The 19,305-nt window shown below is 66.5% G+C and carries 19 protein-coding genes and 1 other RNA gene; 7 read left to right on the top strand and 13 right to left on the bottom strand.

Going from position 1 to position 19,305, the window contains the following annotated elements; translation table 11 throughout:
- Positions 1-11 precede the first annotated feature (11 nt).
- Both ELY13_RS01440 and ELY13_RS01445 read left to right on the top strand, forming a co-directional pair.
- The gene (locus ELY13_RS01440; protein ID WP_126172091.1) at positions 12-233 is read left to right on the top strand and encodes a hypothetical protein; all 222 of its coding nucleotides are present in this window, start codon (positions 12-14) and stop codon (positions 231-233) included.
- The gene (locus ELY13_RS01445; protein ID WP_126172092.1) at positions 230-928 is read left to right on the top strand and encodes an ATP12 family chaperone protein; all 699 of its coding nucleotides are present in this window, start codon (positions 230-232) and stop codon (positions 926-928) included. Before ELY13_RS01440 ends, ELY13_RS01445 begins: the two co-directional genes overlap by 4 nt.
- 39 nt (positions 929-967) lie before the next feature.
- On the opposite strand, the gene ELY13_RS01450 is transcribed toward ELY13_RS01445, so the two are convergent.
- Genes ELY13_RS01450 through ELY13_RS01465 form a run of 4 tightly spaced genes read right to left on the bottom strand, consistent with a single transcriptional unit; the run spans position 968 to position 4,561 of the window.
- Positions 968-1,582 carry an ABC-type transport auxiliary lipoprotein family protein gene (locus ELY13_RS01450; protein ID WP_126172093.1) on the bottom strand — a complete coding sequence of 205 codons (615 nt, stop codon included), beginning with the start codon at positions 1,580-1,582 and terminating at the stop codon, positions 968-970.
- Between the two features lie 11 nt (positions 1,583-1,593).
- Positions 1,594-2,568: an MlaD family protein gene (locus tag ELY13_RS01455; protein ID WP_126172094.1), complete on the bottom strand. Its 975-nt coding sequence runs from the start codon at positions 2,566-2,568 to the stop codon at positions 1,594-1,596.
- Positions 2,569-2,576: 8 nt separating this feature from the next.
- Positions 2,577-3,455, bottom strand: coding sequence for an ABC transporter ATP-binding protein (locus ELY13_RS01460; RefSeq protein ID WP_126172095.1), 879 nt, complete (start codon positions 3,453-3,455; stop codon positions 2,577-2,579).
- Complete coding sequence (locus tag ELY13_RS01465) at positions 3,452-4,561, bottom strand: ABC transporter permease (protein WP_126172239.1); 1,110 nt, start codon at positions 4,559-4,561, stop codon at positions 3,452-3,454. The genes ELY13_RS01460 and ELY13_RS01465 overlap by 4 nt, the downstream gene beginning before the upstream one ends.
- Positions 4,562-4,647: 86 nt before the next feature.
- Here ELY13_RS01465 and ELY13_RS01470 point away from each other — a divergent pair, with 86 nt between their 5' ends.
- From ELY13_RS01470 to ELY13_RS01480, 3 genes are read left to right on the top strand one after another with little or no spacing between them, the layout of a single operon-like run.
- Positions 4,648-7,281, top strand: coding sequence for a valine--tRNA ligase (locus tag ELY13_RS01470; protein ID WP_126172096.1), 2,634 nt, complete (start codon positions 4,648-4,650; stop codon positions 7,279-7,281).
- Positions 7,232-8,014, top strand: a complete 783-nt coding sequence (locus ELY13_RS01475) for a 7-carboxy-7-deazaguanine synthase QueE (protein ID WP_126172097.1) — start codon at positions 7,232-7,234, stop codon at positions 8,012-8,014. The genes ELY13_RS01470 and ELY13_RS01475 overlap by 50 nt, the downstream gene beginning before the upstream one ends.
- Positions 8,011-9,462, top strand: a complete 1,452-nt coding sequence (locus ELY13_RS01480; protein WP_126172098.1) for an MATE family efflux transporter — start codon at positions 8,011-8,013, stop codon at positions 9,460-9,462. Before ELY13_RS01475 ends, ELY13_RS01480 begins: the two co-directional genes overlap by 4 nt.
- Here the strand turns inward: ELY13_RS01480 and ELY13_RS01485 are convergent, their stop codons facing one another.
- Genes ELY13_RS01485 through ELY13_RS01500 form a run of 4 tightly spaced genes read right to left on the bottom strand, consistent with a single transcriptional unit; the run spans position 9,463 to position 13,726 of the window.
- The gene (locus tag ELY13_RS01485) at positions 9,463-10,185 is read right to left on the bottom strand and encodes a TIGR02186 family protein (protein ID WP_126172240.1); all 723 of its coding nucleotides are present in this window, start codon (positions 10,183-10,185) and stop codon (positions 9,463-9,465) included.
- Positions 10,186-10,223: 38 nt separating this feature from the next.
- Positions 10,224-11,135, bottom strand: coding sequence for a sulfite exporter TauE/SafE family protein (locus ELY13_RS01490; protein ID WP_126172099.1), 912 nt, complete (start codon positions 11,133-11,135; stop codon positions 10,224-10,226).
- 45 nt (positions 11,136-11,180) lie between these two features.
- Positions 11,181-12,299, bottom strand: a complete 1,119-nt coding sequence (locus ELY13_RS01495) for a hypothetical protein (protein ID WP_241233482.1) — start codon at positions 12,297-12,299, stop codon at positions 11,181-11,183.
- Positions 12,296-13,726 (bottom strand): glycosyl transferase family protein, encoded by a 1,431-nt coding sequence (locus ELY13_RS01500; protein WP_241233483.1) that lies wholly within the window; start codon positions 13,724-13,726, stop codon positions 12,296-12,298. Before ELY13_RS01500 ends, ELY13_RS01495 begins: the two co-directional genes overlap by 4 nt.
- 97 nt (positions 13,727-13,823) lie before the next feature.
- Between ELY13_RS01500 and nhaA the strand changes: the two genes are divergently transcribed.
- On the top strand, positions 13,824-15,011 hold the full coding sequence (gene nhaA / locus ELY13_RS01505) for a Na+/H+ antiporter NhaA (protein ID WP_126172100.1): 1,188 nt from the start codon (positions 13,824-13,826) through the stop codon (positions 15,009-15,011).
- A gap of 22 nt (positions 15,012-15,033) precedes the next feature.
- Here the strand turns inward: nhaA and ELY13_RS01510 are convergent, their stop codons facing one another.
- Both ELY13_RS01510 and ELY13_RS01515 read right to left on the bottom strand, forming a co-directional pair.
- On the bottom strand, positions 15,034-15,471 hold the full coding sequence (locus ELY13_RS01510) for a VOC family protein (RefSeq protein ID WP_126172101.1): 438 nt from the start codon (positions 15,469-15,471) through the stop codon (positions 15,034-15,036).
- 155 nt (positions 15,472-15,626) lie between these two features.
- Positions 15,627-16,454, bottom strand: a complete 828-nt coding sequence (locus tag ELY13_RS01515) for a TorF family putative porin (RefSeq protein ID WP_241233484.1) — start codon at positions 16,452-16,454, stop codon at positions 15,627-15,629.
- Between the two features lie 242 nt (positions 16,455-16,696).
- Here ELY13_RS01515 and ELY13_RS01520 point away from each other — a divergent pair, with 242 nt between their 5' ends.
- A complete protein-coding gene (locus ELY13_RS01520) occupies positions 16,697-17,494 on the top strand; it encodes a metallophosphoesterase family protein (protein WP_126172102.1) in 798 nt (265 codons plus the stop codon).
- Between the two features lies 1 nt (position 17,495).
- On the opposite strand, the gene rnpB is transcribed toward ELY13_RS01520, so the two are convergent.
- The 3 genes from rnpB to ELY13_RS01535 all read right to left on the bottom strand — a co-directional run bounded on the left by rnpB (position 17,496) and on the right by ELY13_RS01535 (position 19,293).
- Positions 17,496-17,921, bottom strand: an RNA gene (gene rnpB / locus ELY13_RS01525) — RNase P RNA component class A.
- A gap of 39 nt (positions 17,922-17,960) precedes the next feature.
- A complete protein-coding gene (locus tag ELY13_RS01530) occupies positions 17,961-18,596 on the bottom strand; it encodes an N-acetylmuramoyl-L-alanine amidase (RefSeq protein ID WP_126172244.1) in 636 nt (211 codons plus the stop codon).
- Positions 18,597-18,663: 67 nt separating this feature from the next.
- Entirely contained in the window at positions 18,664-19,293 is a 630-nt protein-coding gene (locus ELY13_RS01535) for a histidine phosphotransferase family protein (RefSeq protein ID WP_206435952.1), read from the bottom strand.
- Between the last annotated feature and the right edge of the window lie 12 nt (positions 19,294-19,305).

Here is a 19,305-nt window from a genome sequence, read left to right on the forward strand (position 1 = left end):
GAGCCGCTGCCGTGCCTGAACCGGTATCCGACGATGTCGCGCGTAATCGCTGGCTGACGATTCAGGCCGTGCGCTTTTCCGGGATCGCGATGGTGCTGGCCGGTATCCTGATCGTTCGTCAGGTGATCGACGCCCCGCCTGCGATCGGCTGGCTGCTGCTGGTGCCCGGCCTTGCAGCCGCGTTCCTCGCCCCCACCTTGCTGGCCAAGCGCTGGCGGAGTCCTGTTGAATGAAACGGTTTTACAAGCATGTCGCGGTCACCCCGGCTGACGGGGGATTTCGCGTCATGCTCGATGAGCGGGCAATCCGCACGCAGCGCGGGGCGCCGCAGGTGGTCCCCACGCGCGCACTGGCCGAGGCGCTGGCCGACGAATGGCGCGAACAGGGTGAGGAAATCGATCCTGCGCGCTTCACCTTGCGCGACCTGGCCGATTTCGCAATCGACGAAGTGACGCCGGACAAGGCGCAAGCGGTCGAAAAGCTGCTGACCTATGCCGAGACCGATACGCTTTGCTATCGCGCCGATCCGGACGAGCCGCTGTTTCGCCGCCAGCAGGAACGCTGGGACCCGTTGCTTGTCGAAATGGAGCAGCGCCACGGCTTGCGGTTCGAACGGGTGAGCGGGATCGTCCACCGGCCCCAGCCCGCCGAAACCATCGCCCGACTGCGGGAGCTTCTTTCCGATCAGGACCCGTTTGCCCTCGCCCCGCTGCAGATGCTCGCCTCGCTGGCCGCGTCCCTGACCGTGGCGCTGGCTGCGCTGGAACCGGACGCCGATCCCGAGGCGCTGTTCACCATCTCGAATTGCGAGGAAGACTGGCAAGCCGAGCAGTGGGGCTGGGATCTGCTGGCTGAGGAGCGCCGCACGATCCGGCTAGAGGCGTTCCGGGCAGCGACGCGGTTTCTGCAGCTGGCCCGGGAAGATTGAGGCAGCCGCCCAAGCCTCAGGCGGTTTTTCCAGACCCTTTCAGGCGACCCACTCGGCGACCTGGCGGGCCACCTCGTTCGCCGTCTCGTTCAGCGCGGGACCGATAGCGACGACATCGGGCGCGATGCCGGTCCGCGTGCTTTCGAACCGGCGGGTCCGCACCTCGCCGCCAGCCTGCTGCAGGATTGCATCGAACCGTACGGTGACCGTCTGGCTAGCCGCGTCGTAACCCATCTGCACCAGCTGTCCCGAAAGAACCGTGCGGGGCGGGATCATCAGATCGGTTTCACCGACCACCAGCCGATCTGCGCGGGCGCGGATCGTTTCCGACAAAAGCTGCTGGAACAGCTTGGCCGGCTTGTCGACCCAGGTCGCATCCTCAAGGTAGGCGATTGCGGACGGTGACACTTGCACCGGCACCCGCGTGACGTTGAGCCGCTGCACCGATTCGGGCTGGAGCACCGCAATCGCGTTTTCCGCCGATCCGCTGGCCCCTGCGTTCGCCGGGGCGATCTGGCCCGGCTCAGGCGTCAGCGTCAGCAGCGCATCGGGCGGTTCCGGGCCAAGGCTGATGCAGCCGGACAAGGCGGCGGAAAAGGCCAAGGCGGCGGCAAGAGCGGTCGCCCTTCGCCTGTTCGATGCCGTGATGCTCATCCGTGTACCCTTCATTGTTCCGGTTCGTAGTCCGGCAGCTTGGTGCCGCGAACCAGTGAGCTGGCGCCCTGGGTGCTGAGCCGGTCGGTCAGGTCGCGCAGCGCGCGGCTGGTGCGCTGGAGATCGCGTAAGGTCGCATCGGCCGCAGGCAGCGTGGTCCGACTGAAGCCTTCGGCACCGGGTCGGGCCGCATTGGCGGTCGTCTCAAGCGCGGTGGCTGCCCGCTCCGCCGATCCGAGCGTCCGGCGCAGCTCTGCCGAAATGGCCGCCCCTTCCTCGTTGATCAGCCGGTCGGTCGAATTCAGAGTCCGATCGAAGGTCGCCAAAGTCTGGCTGGCTTGCGAGAGCGTCTGTTGCAGCTGGGCCAAAGTCGCATCGGTCTGTTCAAGCGTGCGTTGCAGTTCGGGCGTGGTGTCCGCCAGTCCGTCGGTCAGCCGTTCGGTGTTGGCGAGGATGCCGGTGATCGACCGCTGGTTTTGGGGTGACAGCGTGCTCGACAGCCGCTCCGTCAGGGTGGTCAGCCGTTCCAGCAGCAGCGGGGCGCTGGCGAGGATCTCCCCAATGCCGCCGGGCTTTGTCGGAATGAGCGGCGCGCCGGCGGGACAGGAAGTGGTCTCGCACGTGATCGGGGGCGCGCCGCGGACTGCCCCGTCGAGGTTGATCGTCGATACGCCGGTGAAGCTGGAGGAAACCGACGCCGTGGTGCCCATCAGGATGGGCACGTCCGGCTTGACGGCAATCCGCACCCGGACCAGCCCGGGATCGGCCTTCCACAAGTCGATTTCCTGCACCTGGCCGACCGGAACCCCGGAAAACGAGACGTCGGATCCGTTGGCGAGGCCGCCGACCGACTGCTGGAAGAAGATGTCGTAGGTCTTGCGGTTCGCTGCGCCCAGCTGCGCCAGCCAGACGACGAACAAGGCCAGTGCCGCAAGCAGCGCGAGCGTGACCACCCCGACCCAGACGTAGTTGGCGCGTGTTTCCATCGGCTCGCCTATGCCTTTCCGGGTGGTGGGTTGTCTATCGCCCTGCGCGCATTTTCAGCGCTTCTCTGCTTGCTGTCCGCGGCGGCGCGGCTGCGCGGGCCGTTGAAATACTCCTGAATCCAGGGATGTTCGCTTTCAAGCAGTTCGGGAACCGTGCCGACCGCGATCACCTTGCCATCCGCCAGGACCGCGATCCGGTCGCAGATCGCGTACAGCGTATCGAGATCGTGGGTGATCAGGAACACGGTCAGCCCCAGCGTATCGGTCAGGTTGCGAGTCAGCTCATCGAACTTGGCCGCGCCGATCGGGTCGAGCCCGGCGGTGGGTTCATCCAGGAACAGAAGCTCTGGATCCAGCGCCAAGGCCCGGGCAAGGCCGGCGCGCTTCTTCATCCCGCCCGAAAGTTCCGACGGGTACTTGCTCGCCGCTTCTTCGGGCAGGCCGCTCATCACCGTCTTGAACCGGGCGATTTCGTGCATCAGCTCCCGGTCGAGCTCGGGATAGAACTGCTTCAGCGGGACCTCGATGTTCTCCCCCACGGTCAGGGTCGAGAACAGCGCGCCGCCCTGGAACAGCACGCCCCAGCGGGAGCGGACGCCGATTTCCTCATCCGGTTCGGCGGCGACGATGTCCCGCCCGAAGACGCGAATGACGCCGGTTTCCGGACGCTGCAGGCCGATGATGGACCGCATGAGGACCGACTTGCCGGTGCCCGACCCGCCGACCACGCCAAGGATCTCCCCCCGGCGCACGGTGAGATCGAGTTCATTGTGCACCGCATGGGTACCGAACCGGTTGGTCAGCCCCTCGATCACGATCGGATAGCGCGGATCGTAGTCCGCTACCTCGTGCTCCGCGCCCGGCGCTTCGTCCTGCTCCCCGATCATTCCCAGCCGATCTCGCTGAAGAAGATGGCGAAGAACGCATCGAGCACGATCACCATGAAAATCGCCTGGACCACGGCCAGCGTGGTCCGCAGGCCCACTTGCTCCGCGTTGCCTTCTACCTGCATGCCTTGATAACACCCGGCCAGCGCGACAATCAGGCCGAAGACCGGCGCCTTGATCAGCCCGACCCACAGATCGTACGTCGGCACGACTTCCCGAACCCGCAGGAGGAACGTGAGGAACGGGATGCCCAGCGTGGCGTCCGCAATCGCCGCCCCGCCGATGATGCCGATCACGGCCGAATAGAACCCCAGCAAGGGCATCATCAGCACCGAGGCGAGGATGCGCGGGATGATCAGCGCTTCCATCGGGGACACGCCGATCGTGCGCATCGCGTCGATTTCCTCGGTCAGCTTCATCGTGCCGAGCTGGGCGGCGAACGCCGATCCCGACCGGCCCGCGACCATGATCGCGGTCATCAGCACGCCGAGTTCGCGCATGGTCAGGCGCCCGGTCAGGTTGATCGTGTAGATTTCCGCCCCGAACTGGCGCAGCTGGGCCGCGCCTTGCTGCGCGACGACGATGCCGATCAGGAAGCTCATCAACCCGACGATGCCGAGTGCGGACACCCCGACCAGCTCCATCTGCCGGACGAGCGCGCGGCCGCGGAAGCGGGAGGGATGACGGAGAATGCCAAGCATGGCCACGACGATCGCGCCGAGGAAGCCCACGATGCGAACCACGCCGTGCCCCCAGCCGACCACCAACTGACCCGTCGCTTCGGCCACCCGGTAGGGAGCGGAGGGACGCGGAGGATTGATCGGCGCGGTTGCGTCGCCCCCATCCACGGCGGCGAACAGGGTCTGGGCCTGTTCGCTGGCACCGACGATCTCAGCCCCGTGTTCCCGGGCGAAGCGAAGGATCACCCACGCGCCGACCGTGTCGACCGCCGCGGCCGCCGACAAGTCGATCCGCTGGACCGGTTGATCGAATGTCCGCAGCTTCCGGTCGAGCGAGCCGATTGTCGAGACCAGCAGCGGGCCTTCAACGACGACGGTCGCGTCGCCGCCTTGTCCCTGCAAGCTGAAGTCGGCCCACTCGCGCATCGTCGCTGCCATGCCGCCAAAATCCGCATCCGGCAAGGCAAACGAGTTGCCCTTCCACAAGCCGGCTGGCAAAGGCCGAGGCCGAAATGAGCACGCACCTGGACAAGACATTCGATCCCGCAGCCATCGAGGCGCGCTGGTACTCCCACTGGGAAGAGAACGGCCTGTTCCGTCCTTCCCGGCCCGGCGCCGCGCCGTTCACGATCGTGAACCCGCCGCCGAACGTGACGGGATCCCTGCACATCGGCCACGCGCTGGACAATACGTTGCAGGACATCGTCGTCCGGTATGAGCGACTGCGCGGGAAAGACGCGCTGTGGGTGGTCGGCACCGATCACGCAGGCATCGCGACGCAGATGGTGGTGGAGCGCAACCTCGCGACCCAGGGCGTGAAGCGCACCGATATGAGCCGCGAGGCTTTCGTCGACCATGTGTGGGAATGGAAGGAGCAATCGGGCGGTACGATCACGGGCCAGCTGCGCCGGCTCGGCTGCTCGATGGACTGGAGTCGCGAGCAGTTCACGATGGACCCGCACTTCACCCGCGCCGTGGTGAAGGTGTTCGTCGATCTCTACAACCAGGGGCTGATCTACCGCGACAAGCGGCTGGTGAACTGGGACCCCAAGCTGAAGACCGCGATCAGCGACCTTGAGGTCGAAACGCGGGAAGTCCAGGGCCACTTCTGGCACCTGAAGTATCCGCTCAGCGACGGTTCGGGCGATGTCATGGTCGCCACCACCCGGCCCGAGACGATGCTGGCCGACATGGCGGTGGCGGTGCACCCGTCGGATGAACGCTACGCCGCCCTCGTCGCGCGCGGCGCCAAGGTGCGCCTGCCGATCACCGGGCGCGAAATTCCCATCGTGGCTGACGAACATGCCGATCCGGAGCTTGGATCGGGCGCGGTCAAGATCACGCCGGGGCATGACTTCAACGACTTCGAGGTCGGCAAGCGCGCGGGATTCGCGCCGGCCGAGATGCTCAACATGCTCGATGCCGAAGCGCGCGTGGTCCAGACCGCGGACGGGCTGATCCCGGACGAGCTGGTCGGCCTCGACCGGTTCGAGGTGCGCAAGCGCGTGGTTGCGCTGCTTGAGGACGCCGGGCTGCTGGAGCAAGTCGAGGACCGGGTGATCCAGACGCCCTACGGCGACCGCGGCGGCGTCGTGATCGAGCCGTGGCTGACCGACCAGTGGTATGTCGATGCGCACAAGCTTGCCCAGGCGCCGATGCAGGCGGTGCGCGACGGGCGGATCGAGATCGTCCCGAAGTCGTGGGAAAAGACCTTCTTCAACTGGATGGAGAACATCCAGCCGTGGTGCGTTTCCCGCCAGCTGTGGTGGGGGCACCGGATTCCAGCATGGTATGGACCGGATGGCGAAGTCTACGTTGCCGAAACCGAAGAGGAAGCGCGCGCTCTGGCGGGCGAAGGCGTAACGCTTTCGCGCGACCCCGACGTGCTCGACACCTGGTTTTCCAGCGCCCTGTGGCCGTTTGCCACGCTCGGCTGGCCGGACGACGCACCGCTGCTGAAGAAGCACTATCCCAACGACTTGCTGATTTCCGGCTTCGACATCCTGTTCTTCTGGGATGCCCGCATGGCGATGCAGGGGATGCATTTCCTTGGCGAAGCGCCGTGGAAGCGGCTGTACCTTCACGGGCTGGTCCGCGCGGCGGACGGGGCCAAGATGTCGAAGTCCAAGGGCAACGTGGTCGATCCGCTGGGCCTAATCGATCAGTACGGGGCCGACGCCCTGCGGTTCTTCATGGCGGCGATGGAAAGCCAGGGCCGCGACGTGAAGATGGATGAGTCGCGGGTCGAGGGATATCGCAACTTCGCCACCAAGCTGTGGAATGCCGCCCGGTTCTGTCAGGCGAACGGCATCGGCGCCTCCGACACGATCGCCGCCCCCAAGGCGACCACCGCGGTCAACACGTGGATCGTCGGCGAAGTGGCGCAGACCGTCGCCGCACTCGACAAGGCGATGGCCGATCTGCGCTTCGACGCGGCGGCGAACACGGTTTACCACTTCGTCTGGGCGACGTTCTGCGACTGGTATCTGGAGCTGATCAAGGGTCAGATCGACGATGAGACCAAGGCCGTCGCGGGGTGGGCACTCGATCAGATTCTGGTCATGCTTCACCCGTTCATGCCGTTCATTACAGAGGAGCTGTGGCACGCGCTGGGCACGCGGCCCTATGATCTGATCGTGGCGCAGTGGCCCCAGGCCGAAGCGCAGGTGGACGCGCAAGCCAAGGCCGAGGTCGAATGGCTGATTGCGCTGACCACCTCCATCCGGGGCGCCAAGAACGAGCTGGGCATCGCCCCGGGCGCGAAGCTGGAAGCGTTCCTGCCCGAACCTTCGGAGCTTGCCCGCGCGATGATCGGCAGCAACGCCGCCGCGATCGAGCGGCTGGCGCGTCTGTCGCAGATCCAGCTGTCGTCGGCCCCTGCCGGCGCGGCGATGCAGGTGACGGCGGGGCGCGACACGCTGATCGTTCCGCTGGAAGGCGTGATCGACATCGGAGCGGAAAAGGCCCGGCTGGCGAAGGCGAAGGCCGCATCCGAAAAGGAACGCGATTCGCTTGCCAAGCGGCTCGACAATCCGGCCTTCGTCGAAAAGGCGAAGCCGGAGGCCGTCGAGAAAGCCCGCGCCGATCACGCGGCCCATGCGGCGGACGTGGAGCGGCTGGACGCGGCGCTCGCGCGGCTGGGATGACTTGCTGACGCTTGCCACCACTGCCCCGGGGGAGCCGGAGATCTTCGCGTCCCTTCAGGGCGAGGGCCCTTCGATGGGGCGGCCCTGCGCGTTCGTGCGCCTGTCGCGCTGCAACCTTGCGTGCCAGTGGTGCGACACCGCCTACACCTGGCGGTTCGAAGGCGATGAGCGGCCGCACCGGGCCGGGCAAAGCTTTGGACGCACGGCCAATCAGGTGACATTGTCCGAGGAAGATACCGCCGAACGCATCCGCCGGTTCGGGCAGGACCGGCTGGTGGTGACCGGCGGAGAGCCGCTGCTGCAAGGCCCTGCCCTCGCCCGGATGCTGGCGCTGCTGCCCGGCATCCGCATCGAGATCGAGACCAATGGCACCGTCGCGCCCGCGCCCGCGCTCGATCCGCTGGTTCACCAGTTCAATGTCTCCCCGAAGCTGCGCCATTCGGGCAATCCGGCCGAACTTGCGCAAGTGCCGGACCGGCTGCGCGCGTGGTCAGCAGACCCGCGCGCGTTCTTCAAGTTCGTGATCGCCACCCCGGAAGACGTCGACGAAGTGCTCGGCTTGCAGGAGGCCTACGCCATTCCGCGGGACCGGATCTACCTGATGGCGGAGGGGATCGACCCGGAGACGCTGCGCCAGCGGGAAAAGTGGCTGGCGGAAATCTGCGTCCTCCACAGGTTGACTATGTCCAAACGCTTGCACATCGATCTGTTTGGCGACACCAGAGGGACATGAGCGCGGCCCCTCCTTCGAAAATGCGCGGCGACCTGACCCAGGGGCCGATCCTCAAGACCTTGTTGATCTTCAGCGTGCCGACGCTGCTCAGCAACGTGCTCCAGTCCCTGAACGGCACGATCAACGCCATCTGGGTCGGGCGATTGATCGGAGAAGACGCGCTGGCGGCGACCGCCAACGCCAACATCATCATGTTCCTGGTGTTCAGCGCCGCCTTCGGGTTCGGCATGGCGGGCACGGTCAAGATCGGGCAGCGCTACGGCGCGCGGGACATCGACGGAGCACGGCGCACGTTCGGCACGGCGGTAGGGTTCTGCGCGCTGCTGGCCGCAGGCATCGCCGCGATCGGCTGGCTGGCCGCGCCCGCGCTGCTGACGCTGCTGGAAACGCCGGGCAACGCCTATGACCTCGCGCTGACGTACTTGCGGCTGATCTTCATATCGATGCCGCCGATGATCGTGCTGGTAATCCTGACGATGGGCATGCGAGGCACTGGGGATTCCCGTACGCCGCTGATCTTCATGGTCGTTACGGTCGCGCTGGACGCGATCCTCAATCCGCTGCTGATTTCCGGCTACGGACCGTTCCCGCGCCTCGGCATTGCCGGGTCGGCGGTAGCGACGATCATCGCCAACATGGCCTCTTTCCTGGCGATGATCGTCTATGTCTACGCCAAGGACTTGCCCCTGCGCCTGCGGGGAAGCGAGCTTGGCTATCTTATCCCCCGGCGCAAGGAACTCGGCTTCATCATCGCCAAGGGCATCCCGATGGGCGCGCAGATGCTGATCATGTCCGCGGCCGGGGTGATCGTCGTCGGCCTGGTCAACCGCGAAGGCCTGCTGATGACGGCTGCCTACGCCGCGGCGATGCAGCTGTTCACCTATATCCAGATGCCCGCGATGGCGATCGGCGGCGCTGTCAGCGCGATGGCGGCGCAGTTCATCGGCGCGCGCAAGTGGGACCAGCTGGACCAGGTGACGAAAAGCGGGCTGGTCATCAACTTTGTCATGACCGGCGTGCTGACCGTGCTCCTGCTGCTGTTCGACCGTCCGGCGCTCGGCCTGTTCCTTGGAGCGGACAGCCCCGCGGTGCCGCTCGCCCGGCATATACAGCTGCTGGCGAGCTGGAACTTCGTGTTCTTCGGCATGACCATGGTCTTCACCGCGACCATGCGCGCAGGCGGCGCGGTGATCGTGCCGCTGATCATCGTCGCGGTTGCGCTCTACCCGGTGCGGCTGGGGTTCTACTACGCGACTTACGACTGGCTGGGCCCGGACGCGATCTGGCTGTCCTTCCCCGTCGGCGCGTTTGCCGCGCTGGTGCTGGGCTGGTGGTTCTACCGCTTTTCCGGCTGGCGCAAGGGCGCCATGGCCGAAAGCGAGGAAGAAGCGCAGGAGCAATCGAACGCCGACGGCGACCCGGCGGGTCGGCTCGCGCCGAACGTGTAATCAGACCCGGGCGAACAAGCGCCCGGCGGTCCACCCCATCGCGACCGACAGGCAAACCGCCAAGAGGCCGTAGCCCAGCGGCTGATCCTGCGCGAAGCTGGCGATGAAGCGTTCGAACCCCAGCTTGCGCACTTCCACCTTTGCCGTGGCGGAGCTAACCACGCGCCCTTGCGTAATCGCGAACGTTTCGGCGGTGTAGGTTCCCGTCCGCACGTTCGAAGGCAGCGCAATCCGGGCGGTGTAGAGCACTTGCCCGCTGATCTCCACGCCGCCCGGGTCCTGCTGGTACAAGCCCTGCCGCTGGCGCAGGTCGACCAGTCCGGCGGTGAACCGCGCCTGCTCTTCCGGGTCGATCGCGCCGCTGGGGGACAGCTGCAGGTAATCGAGCCCGAGTTCGTAGATCGCGGCGGTCCGCTCATCCACGATCCGGTCGATCGGGCGGGAACTGGCGACCGCGAAGAAGGACGGCGCCGAGCGGAACGCGGTGCTTTCCGCGTTGACCCAGATGCCGAACACCTTGTCCTTCTCCCGCACGCGGATCGCCTCGGTCGGACCTTTCAGCACTACGACGATGTCGTAGCTTTCCCCTGCCCGGCTGCCCGCAGGATCGAGGATCGCGCCGTAGAGCAGCAATTCCGTGCCGGTGAAGCCCTGCCGCACCTGGACTTCGTGCTGCGACACTTCGGGCACGAGGATCGGATCGCGCGCGCCCGTCAGGACCATGAGCGCCGCGGCCAGACCTAGCCGGGTGACAAGCCCCTTCACAGCTCCACCACCGAATAGACTTCGCTCGGCCGCACGCCGAGGCCGAAGGCCATGTATAGTGCGACCGACAGCACGATCACGGCCAGCACCAGCCGCAGGTATTCAGGGCTGGCCTTCTGGGCAAACCGGGCCCCCAGCTGCGCTCCTGTGACGGAGCCGAGCAGCAGCAGGGCCGCCAGCACCAGATCGACTTCCTTGGTCGTCAGCGCGTGGATCATGGTCGTCGCCATGGTCACGAACAGGATCTGGAACAGCGAGGTTCCGACCACCACGTTCGCGCTCATCCCCAGGATGTAGAGCATGGCCGGGACCAGGATGAAGCCGCCGCCGATGCCCATCAGCATCGTCAGGATGCCGGTCGCTATTCCCAGCAACAGGGGCGCGAGCGGCGAGATGTAGAGCCCCGAGCGGTAGAACCGCCAGCGCAGCGGCAGACTGGCGACCAGCGGATGGTGCCGCCGCCGGGCCGGGCGGGCCTGCGCCTTGCCGCGGCTGAGGATCGCCTGCAGGCTTTCCCGCGCCATCAGCCCGCCGATCGTGCCGAGCATCAGGACGTAAAGGATGTCGATCGTGGTATCGATCTGGCCCAGGGATTCGAGCAAGTGAAACAGGCCCGCTCCGATGATGGCGCCGATCACGCCGCCGGCAACCAGCACTCCGCCGAGCTGGTAATCGACCCCGCCCCTGCGGCTGTGGGCGAACACTCCGGACACGCTGGCCCCGGTCACCTGGCTGGCGGCGGAAGCGGCGGCCACGGTCGGGGGCACGCCGTAGAAGATCAGCAGCGGCGTGGTCAGGAACCCGCCGCCAACGCCGAAGATGCCCGATAGAAGCCCGGTCAGCCCTCCGAGAAGGACGATCACGACCCCGTTGACCGCGAGGTTCGCGATGGGGAGGTATACGTCCATGAAAGTGCGCCTAAACCACTGCGCGGGGAGAGGAAAGCGCCGCTTCTAGAAACCGGCCGAAATCGTCAAGGCCGGTCCGGATGAAGGCTCTGCATTGCCCGCGACCCGAAACCGCCAGTCCGCCGCGACGCGCGCGTTCACCCGCCCGAGCCCGAGTGCGATCGAGGCCGTCGGCCCGACGTCGAGGCGGCCTGCGCCTTCCTGCACCCCGCCCCAGACACCGCCGCCCGCCTGCAGCGTGCCTGCCCCCCAGCGTGCCAGCGGACGGTCAGCCCGCGCTTGTCCATCGGCGAACGCAGTCGCATTTTCCCCGCCGACATAGCCGCCGGCCAGATAGACTTCGCCTCGAAAGCCGAGCGGCAGCCTTGCGGAGGGAAGTTCGCTCACCGCGAAGGCGGCGGGCCGTATCTCGCGGTGCACGGGACTGTCGAAGGCGCGGGCTTCGGCCGCGACGCTGACCGGAACCGCCGGGATCGGGCGCACGGCAAGGCCCGCTGCCAGTTCCCCTTCCCGCGCCCCGCCCAGTGCCTTGCTCACACGGGTGTACACGGTGGGTCGATGCGCGCTGGACGGGGCAAGGCTGTAGCGCAGCACCGCGCCGGCCTGGCTGCGCCCGTAGCCGGGGCGGCCGGAGGTGACCGGAGTCGTGGTGTCGCGCCGCAGCAGCAGCCAGGCATCGCCTGTCCAGCGGCGGGTACGGGCTTGCGGAGCAAGCGAGGGGATGAGCGGCTGGACCACGGGAGCTTCGGGCGGAAGCGGCCGGGCGGCACGATCGGCTGGCGACGGTGTCGGGAGCGCAGCTTCCTCCGGAAGACTGCCGCGCGCTGCCCCGCCGGAGGCTGCTGTCTGCGGGAGAGCGGACGCGGGATAGGAAACCGCCCGCTGCGGAAGCGGAGGAGCGGTGCGCACGAGCGGCGGGGCCGAAGGAGCCGGATGCACGGGACGCACCGGCACAAGGGCTTCCGCCGGCGGTTCCATCGGAATGGCCGGACGCGTGGCCGGGACGCTTCGGATCGGCTCGGAAGCCAGCGTCGGCAAGGGTACGGCGACACCGGCCGGGAAGAGCGGCTCCCACGTCGCGGCGCGCACGAGCGCCCAGCCGCCCAGCAGGGCGGCGAGCACCATCACCGGCTGCCCGCGAGAGCGCGAGACGAACCGTCTCACGCTGCGCGCCGGGTAAGCATGGCCGGCGGCAGGGCATGATGGGCGGTCTTGTCCCAGCTCGCGCTTTCTCCGCGCAAGGTGCGCAGGTAGGCGAAGAAGGCGCGGCGCCCCGCAAGGATTGCGATCACGTTGGCCAGCGGGATCCGCAGGACCGCGCGCACGCCTTCCTTCCAGCCGTATTCGCGCGCGGTGAAACCGAAGCGCCAGACGGCGCGCCAGGCAAAGCTGGCGAAGTTCAGGATCACCAGCAGGCGGATCACGGGGTCCAGCTGCCAGGGACGGGGATGGCCCAGCGCTTCGGCGGTCCACAGAACCACGGCCAGCAGAAGGAGAGCATAAGCGGCCGCCAGAACGAAGGCGGTCAGCGGACCGCGCCGGTCGCGCAGGCGCATCCAGGTTTCGCCCAGGCCTCCGCTCCAGCCGAGCCGGTCCCAGCCTTGCAGCGAGATGCCGTGGATCCAGCGGGCCTTCTGGCGCACGGCCTGGTCGATCCGCATCGGAAAGCAGGCGCGAGTCGCGACCAGCGCCCCGTCCTCACCCCGCGCCCGCAGGAAATGCGCCCGCCCGCCCGCGGCCTTGATCCGCATGCCGAGTTCGTAGTCTTCCGTCAGCGTTTCGGTCGAGAACGGAAGCCCGTCCGGTTCGGCCATCCGCCCCATCATCGTGCGGGAGAACGCGCAGCCGACCCCGGCCGCGGGCAGGCCGACGGACAGGGCTTCACGCACCACCATCGACTTGCCGTGCGCCTCGGCGAATTCCTCGCAGTAGTGGCTGCCGATCCACCGGGAAGCCGGCTGCGCTTCGGGCAGGACCGGGATCTGCACGAAATCCGCCGCGTGCAGCGCCGTGTCGAGCAGCGGAAGAGCGGCCGGATCGACCATGTCTTCCGCGTCATGCAGGATGATCGAGCGAAACGGCACGCCCGTGTGCTGCTCTTCCGCTTCCAGGGAGGCGTAGAGGTGGTTGAGGCAGTCGGCCTTGGTGGTCGGCCCGTCCTTGTCGTAGACCCGCAGCCGCACACGAGGATCGCCGTGCGCCCCGCGAATCACCGCACGGGCAGTTGCCGGATCGTTGCGGTAGACGCCGACGAAGATTCGCAGCTCGGCTTGCGGCCAGGCAGCGAGCATGTGCTCGATCGTCCGGTCGATCACACGGTCTTCCTGCCACGTCGGGACGAGGACCGCGGCCGGTCCGGAAAGCGACGCCTCGCACGCAAGTGCGCGGGAAATCCGGGCCGTCTTCGCCCGCCCCGTCAGCTTCAGCCGGATCCAGGCGGCATCGACGCACAGTTCATCGATCGCGCCGAGGAGAAAGAAGGTTCCGGCAAACAGCAGCAGCTCGCGCTCAAGCAGCGCGAGCCATTCCAGCCACGCAATACCCATGTGATGTTCGCCCCCCGCGCCCCGTGGCGTGGAAGCTAGAGCCATGGCGGTAAAACGCAACACCGCGTAACCGCCTGACCAGCAACGGGTTCCAGATAGACCGGGGTTTGCTACAAATGACGGGTCCGTTGAGGGAATGCCAATGCCCCAGCCGAAGCCCGGGCTGCTCATGGTAGCCGTCAGACCCTTCAAGGCGCTGTTCGTCAGCGATGCCTTTGCAGGCGTGCTGCTGATCGCCGTCGCGATCGCGGCCATGCTGGTGGCCAACAGCGGGCTTGCCCATGGGTATCACGAATTGTTTCACGGGACGCTCGCGTGGAGTCCGATCCCCAAGCTCGATACGCTGCACTTGTGGATCAACGATGCCTTGATGGCGGTCTTCTTCTTCGTCGTCGGGCTGGAGGTGAAGCGCGAGATCGTGGCCGGCAACTTGTCCGACGCGCGCCAGCGGCGGCTTCCCGTGCTCGCCGCAGTCGCGGGAATGGCAGCGCCCGCGTTGATCTACCTGCTGATCGCGGGCGGCCATGCGGAATTGCGGCGCGGCTGGGCCATTCCCGCGGCGACCGACATTGCCTTTGCCATGGGGGTGATCGGCCTGCTCGGCAGCCGGGTGCCGCCCTCGCTCCGCCTGTTCCTGCTGACCGTAGCCGTGGTGGACGATCTGGGCGCGGTGATGATCATCGCGGTGTTTTACACCGCCAACCTCAAGCTGGCGTGGCTGTTTGCCTCGTTCATCGTGTTCGCGGGGATGATCGCGCTCAACCGATTTCGCGCCGCGAGCGTCTGGCCGTTTGTCGTGGCCGCGCTGGTGCTGTGGTACTGCGTGCTCAATTCCGGCATTCACGCGACGATTGCCGGGGTCGCCGCCGCATTCGCGGTCCCGATGCAGGAACGCGGCGGCCGCAACCTGCTGACGACGATGGAGCACGCCCTCGTCCGGTGGAACGCCTATCTGGTCGTACCGCTGTTCGGTTTCGCCAACGCAGGGGTGGCGCTGACCGGCCTCAGCTTCGCGGCATTGCTCGATCCGCTGCCGCTGGGCGTGGGAGCGGGACTGGTGCTGGGCAAGCAGACAGGAATTCTTGCCGCCATCGTCGCTGCCGACCGGCTGGGCTTCGCGGCAAAGCCGGCAGGCGCGTCCTGGTTCCAGATCTGGGGAGTGGCCGCCTTGTGCGGGATCGGCTTCACGATGAGCCTGTTCATCGGCGCGCTGGCTTTTCCGCGCTACCCCCTGCTGATCGAGGAAGCCAAGATCGGCGTGCTGGGCGGATCGCTGATCTCAGCCGTCCTCGGATACGCGGTGCTGCGGCTGGCGGCGCGCAAAGCCTGAACCGCCAGCCCGCTGACCCAGCTTACCAGGAGCCGGTGTTTTCCATGCTGGCCCAGGGCTCCTGCGGATCGAGGTGCCCGTCCTGCAGCAGTTCGACGGAAATCCCGTCCGGGGATTTGACGAAGGCCATGTGCCCATCGCGCGGCGGGCGGTTGATCGTCACTCCGGCGTCCATCAGGCGCTGGCAGGTCTCGTAGATGTCGTCGACCCGATAGGCGAGATGGCCGAAGTTGCGTCCGCCCCCGTACGTTTCGGCGGGCGAGCCGTCCTCAGGCGGCCAATTGTAGGTCAGTTCGACCTGCGCCTCTTCTTCCTGCCCCGGCGCGGCGAGAAAGATCAGGGTGAAGCGGCCCTTCTCGCTTTCCATCCGGCGCACTTCCTTCAGGCCGATCAATCCGAAGAACCGGATCGTTGCCTCCGGATCGGTGACGCGGACCATGGTGTGCAGATACTTGACCAAGCGAATGTCTCCCTCTGGTGATGGCGGAGGCCTGCCTAGCAAGCTTTCCGGCTGCACCGAAGGGTCCTTCGCTTCAGAACCTTACCAGGAGCGATGTAACGACCGCCTTGTCCAGTGCCGATCACGGCACCGGAAAAGGCGGCCGCCGCCCACAATCAGAAGCCGGCCGTGACAGAAAACACGATCTGGGCGTCGGCAATGGAACTCCCGTCCTCGCTGTTAGCGAAGTTGGGGAGCAGATAGGCCGATTCGGCGCGCGAGATGTCGGTATCCACATAGGCGACGCCAAACGTCAGCGGACCGGTGACGTAGTCCGCCCCGACCAGCCAGTCGAAATACTCGCCTGTCGGGGCGATGCTGGTGCCGTTGGGGCCAAGGCCCGGATTGCCGTTGGAATAGCCGACATGCCCCTTCAGCGTCACCGGGGTGTTCGGCACGCCGCTGTTCACATCGGTCCAGATGTAGAGATTGTCCCCTTTCTCGCCATCACTGTACGGTGTGGCGGAGAAGTTGCCGAGCGCTTCCTGCTCGGGCGCATAGGCGACTCCCACCAGCCCCTGCACCGGGCCGAGCGTGGAGGACAGCCTTACGTAAGGCTCGATGAAGTCGGTGTTATCGGCGCCGCCCGGATACATGTACCACGTCGCCCCCACATCGAGGTTGGCCGCGCCCAGCGGAAGGACATAGCCGGCGTAAAGGTCGAGCTCCACGTTAGCACCCCTGAACGTGCCCCAGCCAGAGAGGTTGGAGGCCCAGAGACCCGTATAGGCGCCGCTTTCGTGGGCGGCCATGATGCCCACCTCCACGGCCATTTCCTCGTCCGTCTGTGACACGCCGCGGAACCGGTAATCGGAAACGATCGTTCCGGTGCCCGAAACGACGATCGGCCCCGGTATCGTGCCTTGCGCAAAAGCAGGAGTAGCCGTGATCGCGGCACCAAAACACAATGTGGCAGCCATAAGGCTGCAGATGGACGTGCGCATGCTCATTTCCTCATCGCAAAGAACCGAGGCCTCGTCCCACCTGCACCGCTGGCCGTCTCTTCGAACGATCGCTTGCGTGCATAAGAAAATTGCACTTGGATGTTGCACCGCACAAGGAAATTACCGCACTGCTCATATCGCAGGCGTGAAGTGTGGATTTTATGCCACATTCAGGCAAAAGAAAGCCGCTACCCGGCAGGGAAGCGGCCCGACAGTCAGAAACGGGCGTTATTGTCACATCCATGAAAAAATCCCTCCGCAATCTTTTCAGCCGCCGAACCCGAGCGGTCGCCGCCGTGCCCGATGGGGAGCGGGTCTATGCCGTCGGGGATGTCCACGGCCGGCTCGACCTGTTCGATGCCCTGATCGATGCGATTGAGCGGGACGATGCTGCTCTTGCGCCAGCCAGGACCACGGTTGTCCTGCTGGGAGACCTTGTCGACCGGGGAGCGGACAGCGCAGGCGTCGTGGCCCGCGCCCGGGAATGGCAGCGCCAGCGCGCGGTCCGCATCCTGGCCGGAAACCATGAGGAAATGTTCCTCCGCAGCTTCGACGAGATCGAGACCCTGCGCGCTTTCCTGCGCCACGGCGGACGGGAAACCGTGCTGAGCTACGGCATCGATCACGAGACGTTCCTCCAGGCCGAACTGGAAGAAGTGCAGCAGATGATGCGGGAGGCCGTCCCGCAGGAGGACATCGATTTCCTCCGCTCATTCGAGGATGCGATCGAGATCGGCGAGTACCTGTTCGTCCATGCCGGGATTCGCCCCGGCACTCCGATCATCGAGCAGCGGACCGAGGAGCTGCGCTGGATCCGCGAGCCGTTCCTGTCGCACAGCGAGCCGCACCAGCACGTCGTGGTCCACGGACACACGATTTGCGACGATCCCCAGGATCGCGGGAATCGGATCGGCATCGACACCGGCGCATTTCGCAGCGGGCGCCTGACCGCGCTGGCCCTGGAAGGAACCAGCCGGCGCTATCTCCAGGCGATCGAACAGGACGGGATCGTCAGCGCCACGGACAAGATCGCGGCCTGAAGGTGCCAGGGAGCCTGTAAGCCGGGTTCTGTTCCGCGGGACCGTATCCTTTCGGACGTGACCCGCGGCGGCAGCCATTCATCTTACGCGGGGGATTGCTCCCGCCGCTCCAGCGACCAACCCGGGCGGTCAGGTCCGAAACAGACCTCCCCGAACTTGCGTCCGGGGGCGCCGCCCCTATTCGGTCTTGCTCCGGGTGGGGTTTGCCGTGCCGCTTCCGTTGCCGGGAGCGCGGTGCGCTCTTGCCGCACCCTTTCACCCTTACCGGCCCGAAGACCGGCGGTCTGCTCTCTGTTGCACTGTCCCTCACCCCCCGCTCCCTTTGACAGGAGCGGAAGGTGGGCGGGCGTTACCCGCCACCCTTGTTTCGTGGAGCCCGGACTTTCCTCGGCACGCGAATGCGTGACGCGGCTGCCCGGCCCCCTGGCCAGCCGGTCATAGCATGGTCAGGCCCGGGAAAGAATGCCTATCGCGTGTTCCCGCGGTCCCGATCCAGGAGCAGCGCGAACAATATCGCGCCGATCTGCCCGTCGACTTCCCCATCGATGCGTTCGAGACGCCAGCGCCGCTGGAACGCCCGGACTGCCGCGGTCGGATCGGTGATGTCGTACCCGAACCGTTCCAGCGCGAGGAAGAACGCCCCGTCGTTGGGGAACGGATTGCCCAGCGTCACCTCGGGCCGGGCCAGTGCCAGCCGGTAGCGGGCCAGCAAGTCCCAGTCGAACAATTCGCCCGGATCCAGCTTGCGCGCGACGGCAATGTCCGAATGGCCGACCACGTTCGCCCGCGGAATGTCGTGGCGCCGGACGATGTCGGCCAGCAGCGGCACCAGCGCTTCCATCTGGGCGCGCGGGAAGGCACAGTAGCCGAATTCATGACCCGGGTTGACCAGCTCGATCCCGATGCTGGCCGAATTCACGTCGGTCTCGCCGCGCCATGAGGACCGGCCCGCGTGCCACGCGCGCTTATCCTCATCGACCAGCCGGACGACCGTTCCGTCCTCATCGATCAGGTAGTGGCAGGATACCTCCGCCTCCGGGTCGCACAACCGCTCCAGCGCTTCGGCGGCAGTGCGCATCCCGGTGTAGTGCAGCACGACCATCGATACGCGCCGCAGCCGCTCATTCCAGTTAGGCGACGGCGCCGTGCGGTGGACCAGCCCGTCCACGTCAGGCGTGGGGCAGGACCGCGCCGATCAGCAGCGAATCGGCCGAGCGCATGTGCTGGACCTCCCCGCCCCGCTCAGCGATGAACAGCCGGATCATCTGCGCAGGCGCGCTGCGGCTGGTCAGATCCGCTTCTTCCAGCCCGCCATTGAGCGCGCGGCCGACCGCATCGTCGAGTGCGATTCGCCCACCCGATGCCCGAACCACGATCTCGCACTCCTCGTCCCGCAATTCGACCCCGAGATCCAGCGTCCCGCCGCGAGGCAGCGAATCGATCCCGATCGCGGCGAGATTGAGCAGCACCTTGATCGCCGGTTTCGGCAGCTTCGGATCGTCCACCACCCAGTTCATCGCAATTCGGCTGCCGCAAAGCCGCTCTATCAGCGCTCTCGGCTCGTCGGTTGAAACCGATTCGTCGGCCGGGGCCGCGCCATAGGCCAGGCGGAAGAACTTCAGCTTGTCAGCGGAGGTCCGAGCGCTCTGTTCCAGCAGATCGAGGCAGCGCTGGCGCATCTGGGGATCGCGCTCATCGGCCAGCAATTCCAGCCCGTTGCCCAGCGCACCCACGGGGCTGAGCAGATCGTGGCACAAGCGCGAGCAAAGCTGTGCGGCAAGGTCGACGGAAGAAGTCATCAGGAAGTTTCC

It is taken from the genome of Altericroceibacterium xinjiangense, from assembly GCF_003958635.1.
GTDB lineage: Bacteria > Pseudomonadota > Alphaproteobacteria > Sphingomonadales > Sphingomonadaceae > Altericroceibacterium_A > Altericroceibacterium_A xinjiangense.

Bases quoted from the DNA above. Each gene is read 5' to 3' on its own strand.
- ELY13_RS01520 (WP_126172102.1), top strand. From the start codon at position 16,697: ATGAAAAAATCCCTCCGCAATCTTTTCAGCCGCCGAACCCGAGCGGTC.
- ELY13_RS01480 (WP_126172098.1), top strand. From the start codon at position 8,011: ATGAGCGCGGCCCCTCCTTCGAAAATGCGCGGCGACCTGACCCAGGGG.
- ELY13_RS01470 (WP_126172096.1), top strand. From the start codon at position 4,648: ATGAGCACGCACCTGGACAAGACATTCGATCCCGCAGCCATCGAGGCG.
- ELY13_RS01515 (WP_241233484.1), bottom strand. From the start codon at position 16,454: ATGCGCACGTCCATCTGCAGCCTTATGGCTGCCACATTGTGTTTTGGT.
- ELY13_RS01475 (WP_126172097.1), top strand. From the start codon at position 7,232: ATGCGGCGGACGTGGAGCGGCTGGACGCGGCGCTCGCGCGGCTGGGAT.
- ELY13_RS01445 (WP_126172092.1), top strand. From the start codon at position 230: ATGAAACGGTTTTACAAGCATGTCGCGGTCACCCCGGCTGACGGGGGA.
- ELY13_RS01530 (WP_126172244.1), bottom strand. From the start codon at position 18,596: ATGGTCGTGCTGCACTACACCGGGATGCGCACTGCCGCCGAAGCGCTG.
- ELY13_RS01465 (WP_126172239.1), bottom strand. From the start codon at position 4,561: ATGCGCGAGTGGGCCGACTTCAGCTTGCAGGGACAAGGCGGCGACGCG.
- ELY13_RS01500 (WP_241233483.1), bottom strand. From the start codon at position 13,726: ATGGCTCTAGCTTCCACGCCACGGGGCGCGGGGGGCGAACATCACATG.
- nhaA (WP_126172100.1), top strand. From the start codon at position 13,824: ATGCCCCAGCCGAAGCCCGGGCTGCTCATGGTAGCCGTCAGACCCTTC.
- ELY13_RS01535 (WP_206435952.1), bottom strand. From the start codon at position 19,293: ATGACTTCTTCCGTCGACCTTGCCGCACAGCTTTGCTCGCGCTTGTGC.
- ELY13_RS01485 (WP_126172240.1), bottom strand. From the start codon at position 10,185: ATGGTCCTGACGGGCGCGCGCGATCCGATCCTCGTGCCCGAAGTGTCG.
- ELY13_RS01450 (WP_126172093.1), bottom strand. From the start codon at position 1,582: ATGAGCATCACGGCATCGAACAGGCGAAGGGCGACCGCTCTTGCCGCC.
- ELY13_RS01490 (WP_126172099.1), bottom strand. From the start codon at position 11,135: ATGGACGTATACCTCCCCATCGCGAACCTCGCGGTCAACGGGGTCGTG.
- ELY13_RS01460 (WP_126172095.1), bottom strand. From the start codon at position 3,455: ATGATCGGGGAGCAGGACGAAGCGCCGGGCGCGGAGCACGAGGTAGCG.
- ELY13_RS01455 (WP_126172094.1), bottom strand. From the start codon at position 2,568: ATGGAAACACGCGCCAACTACGTCTGGGTCGGGGTGGTCACGCTCGCG.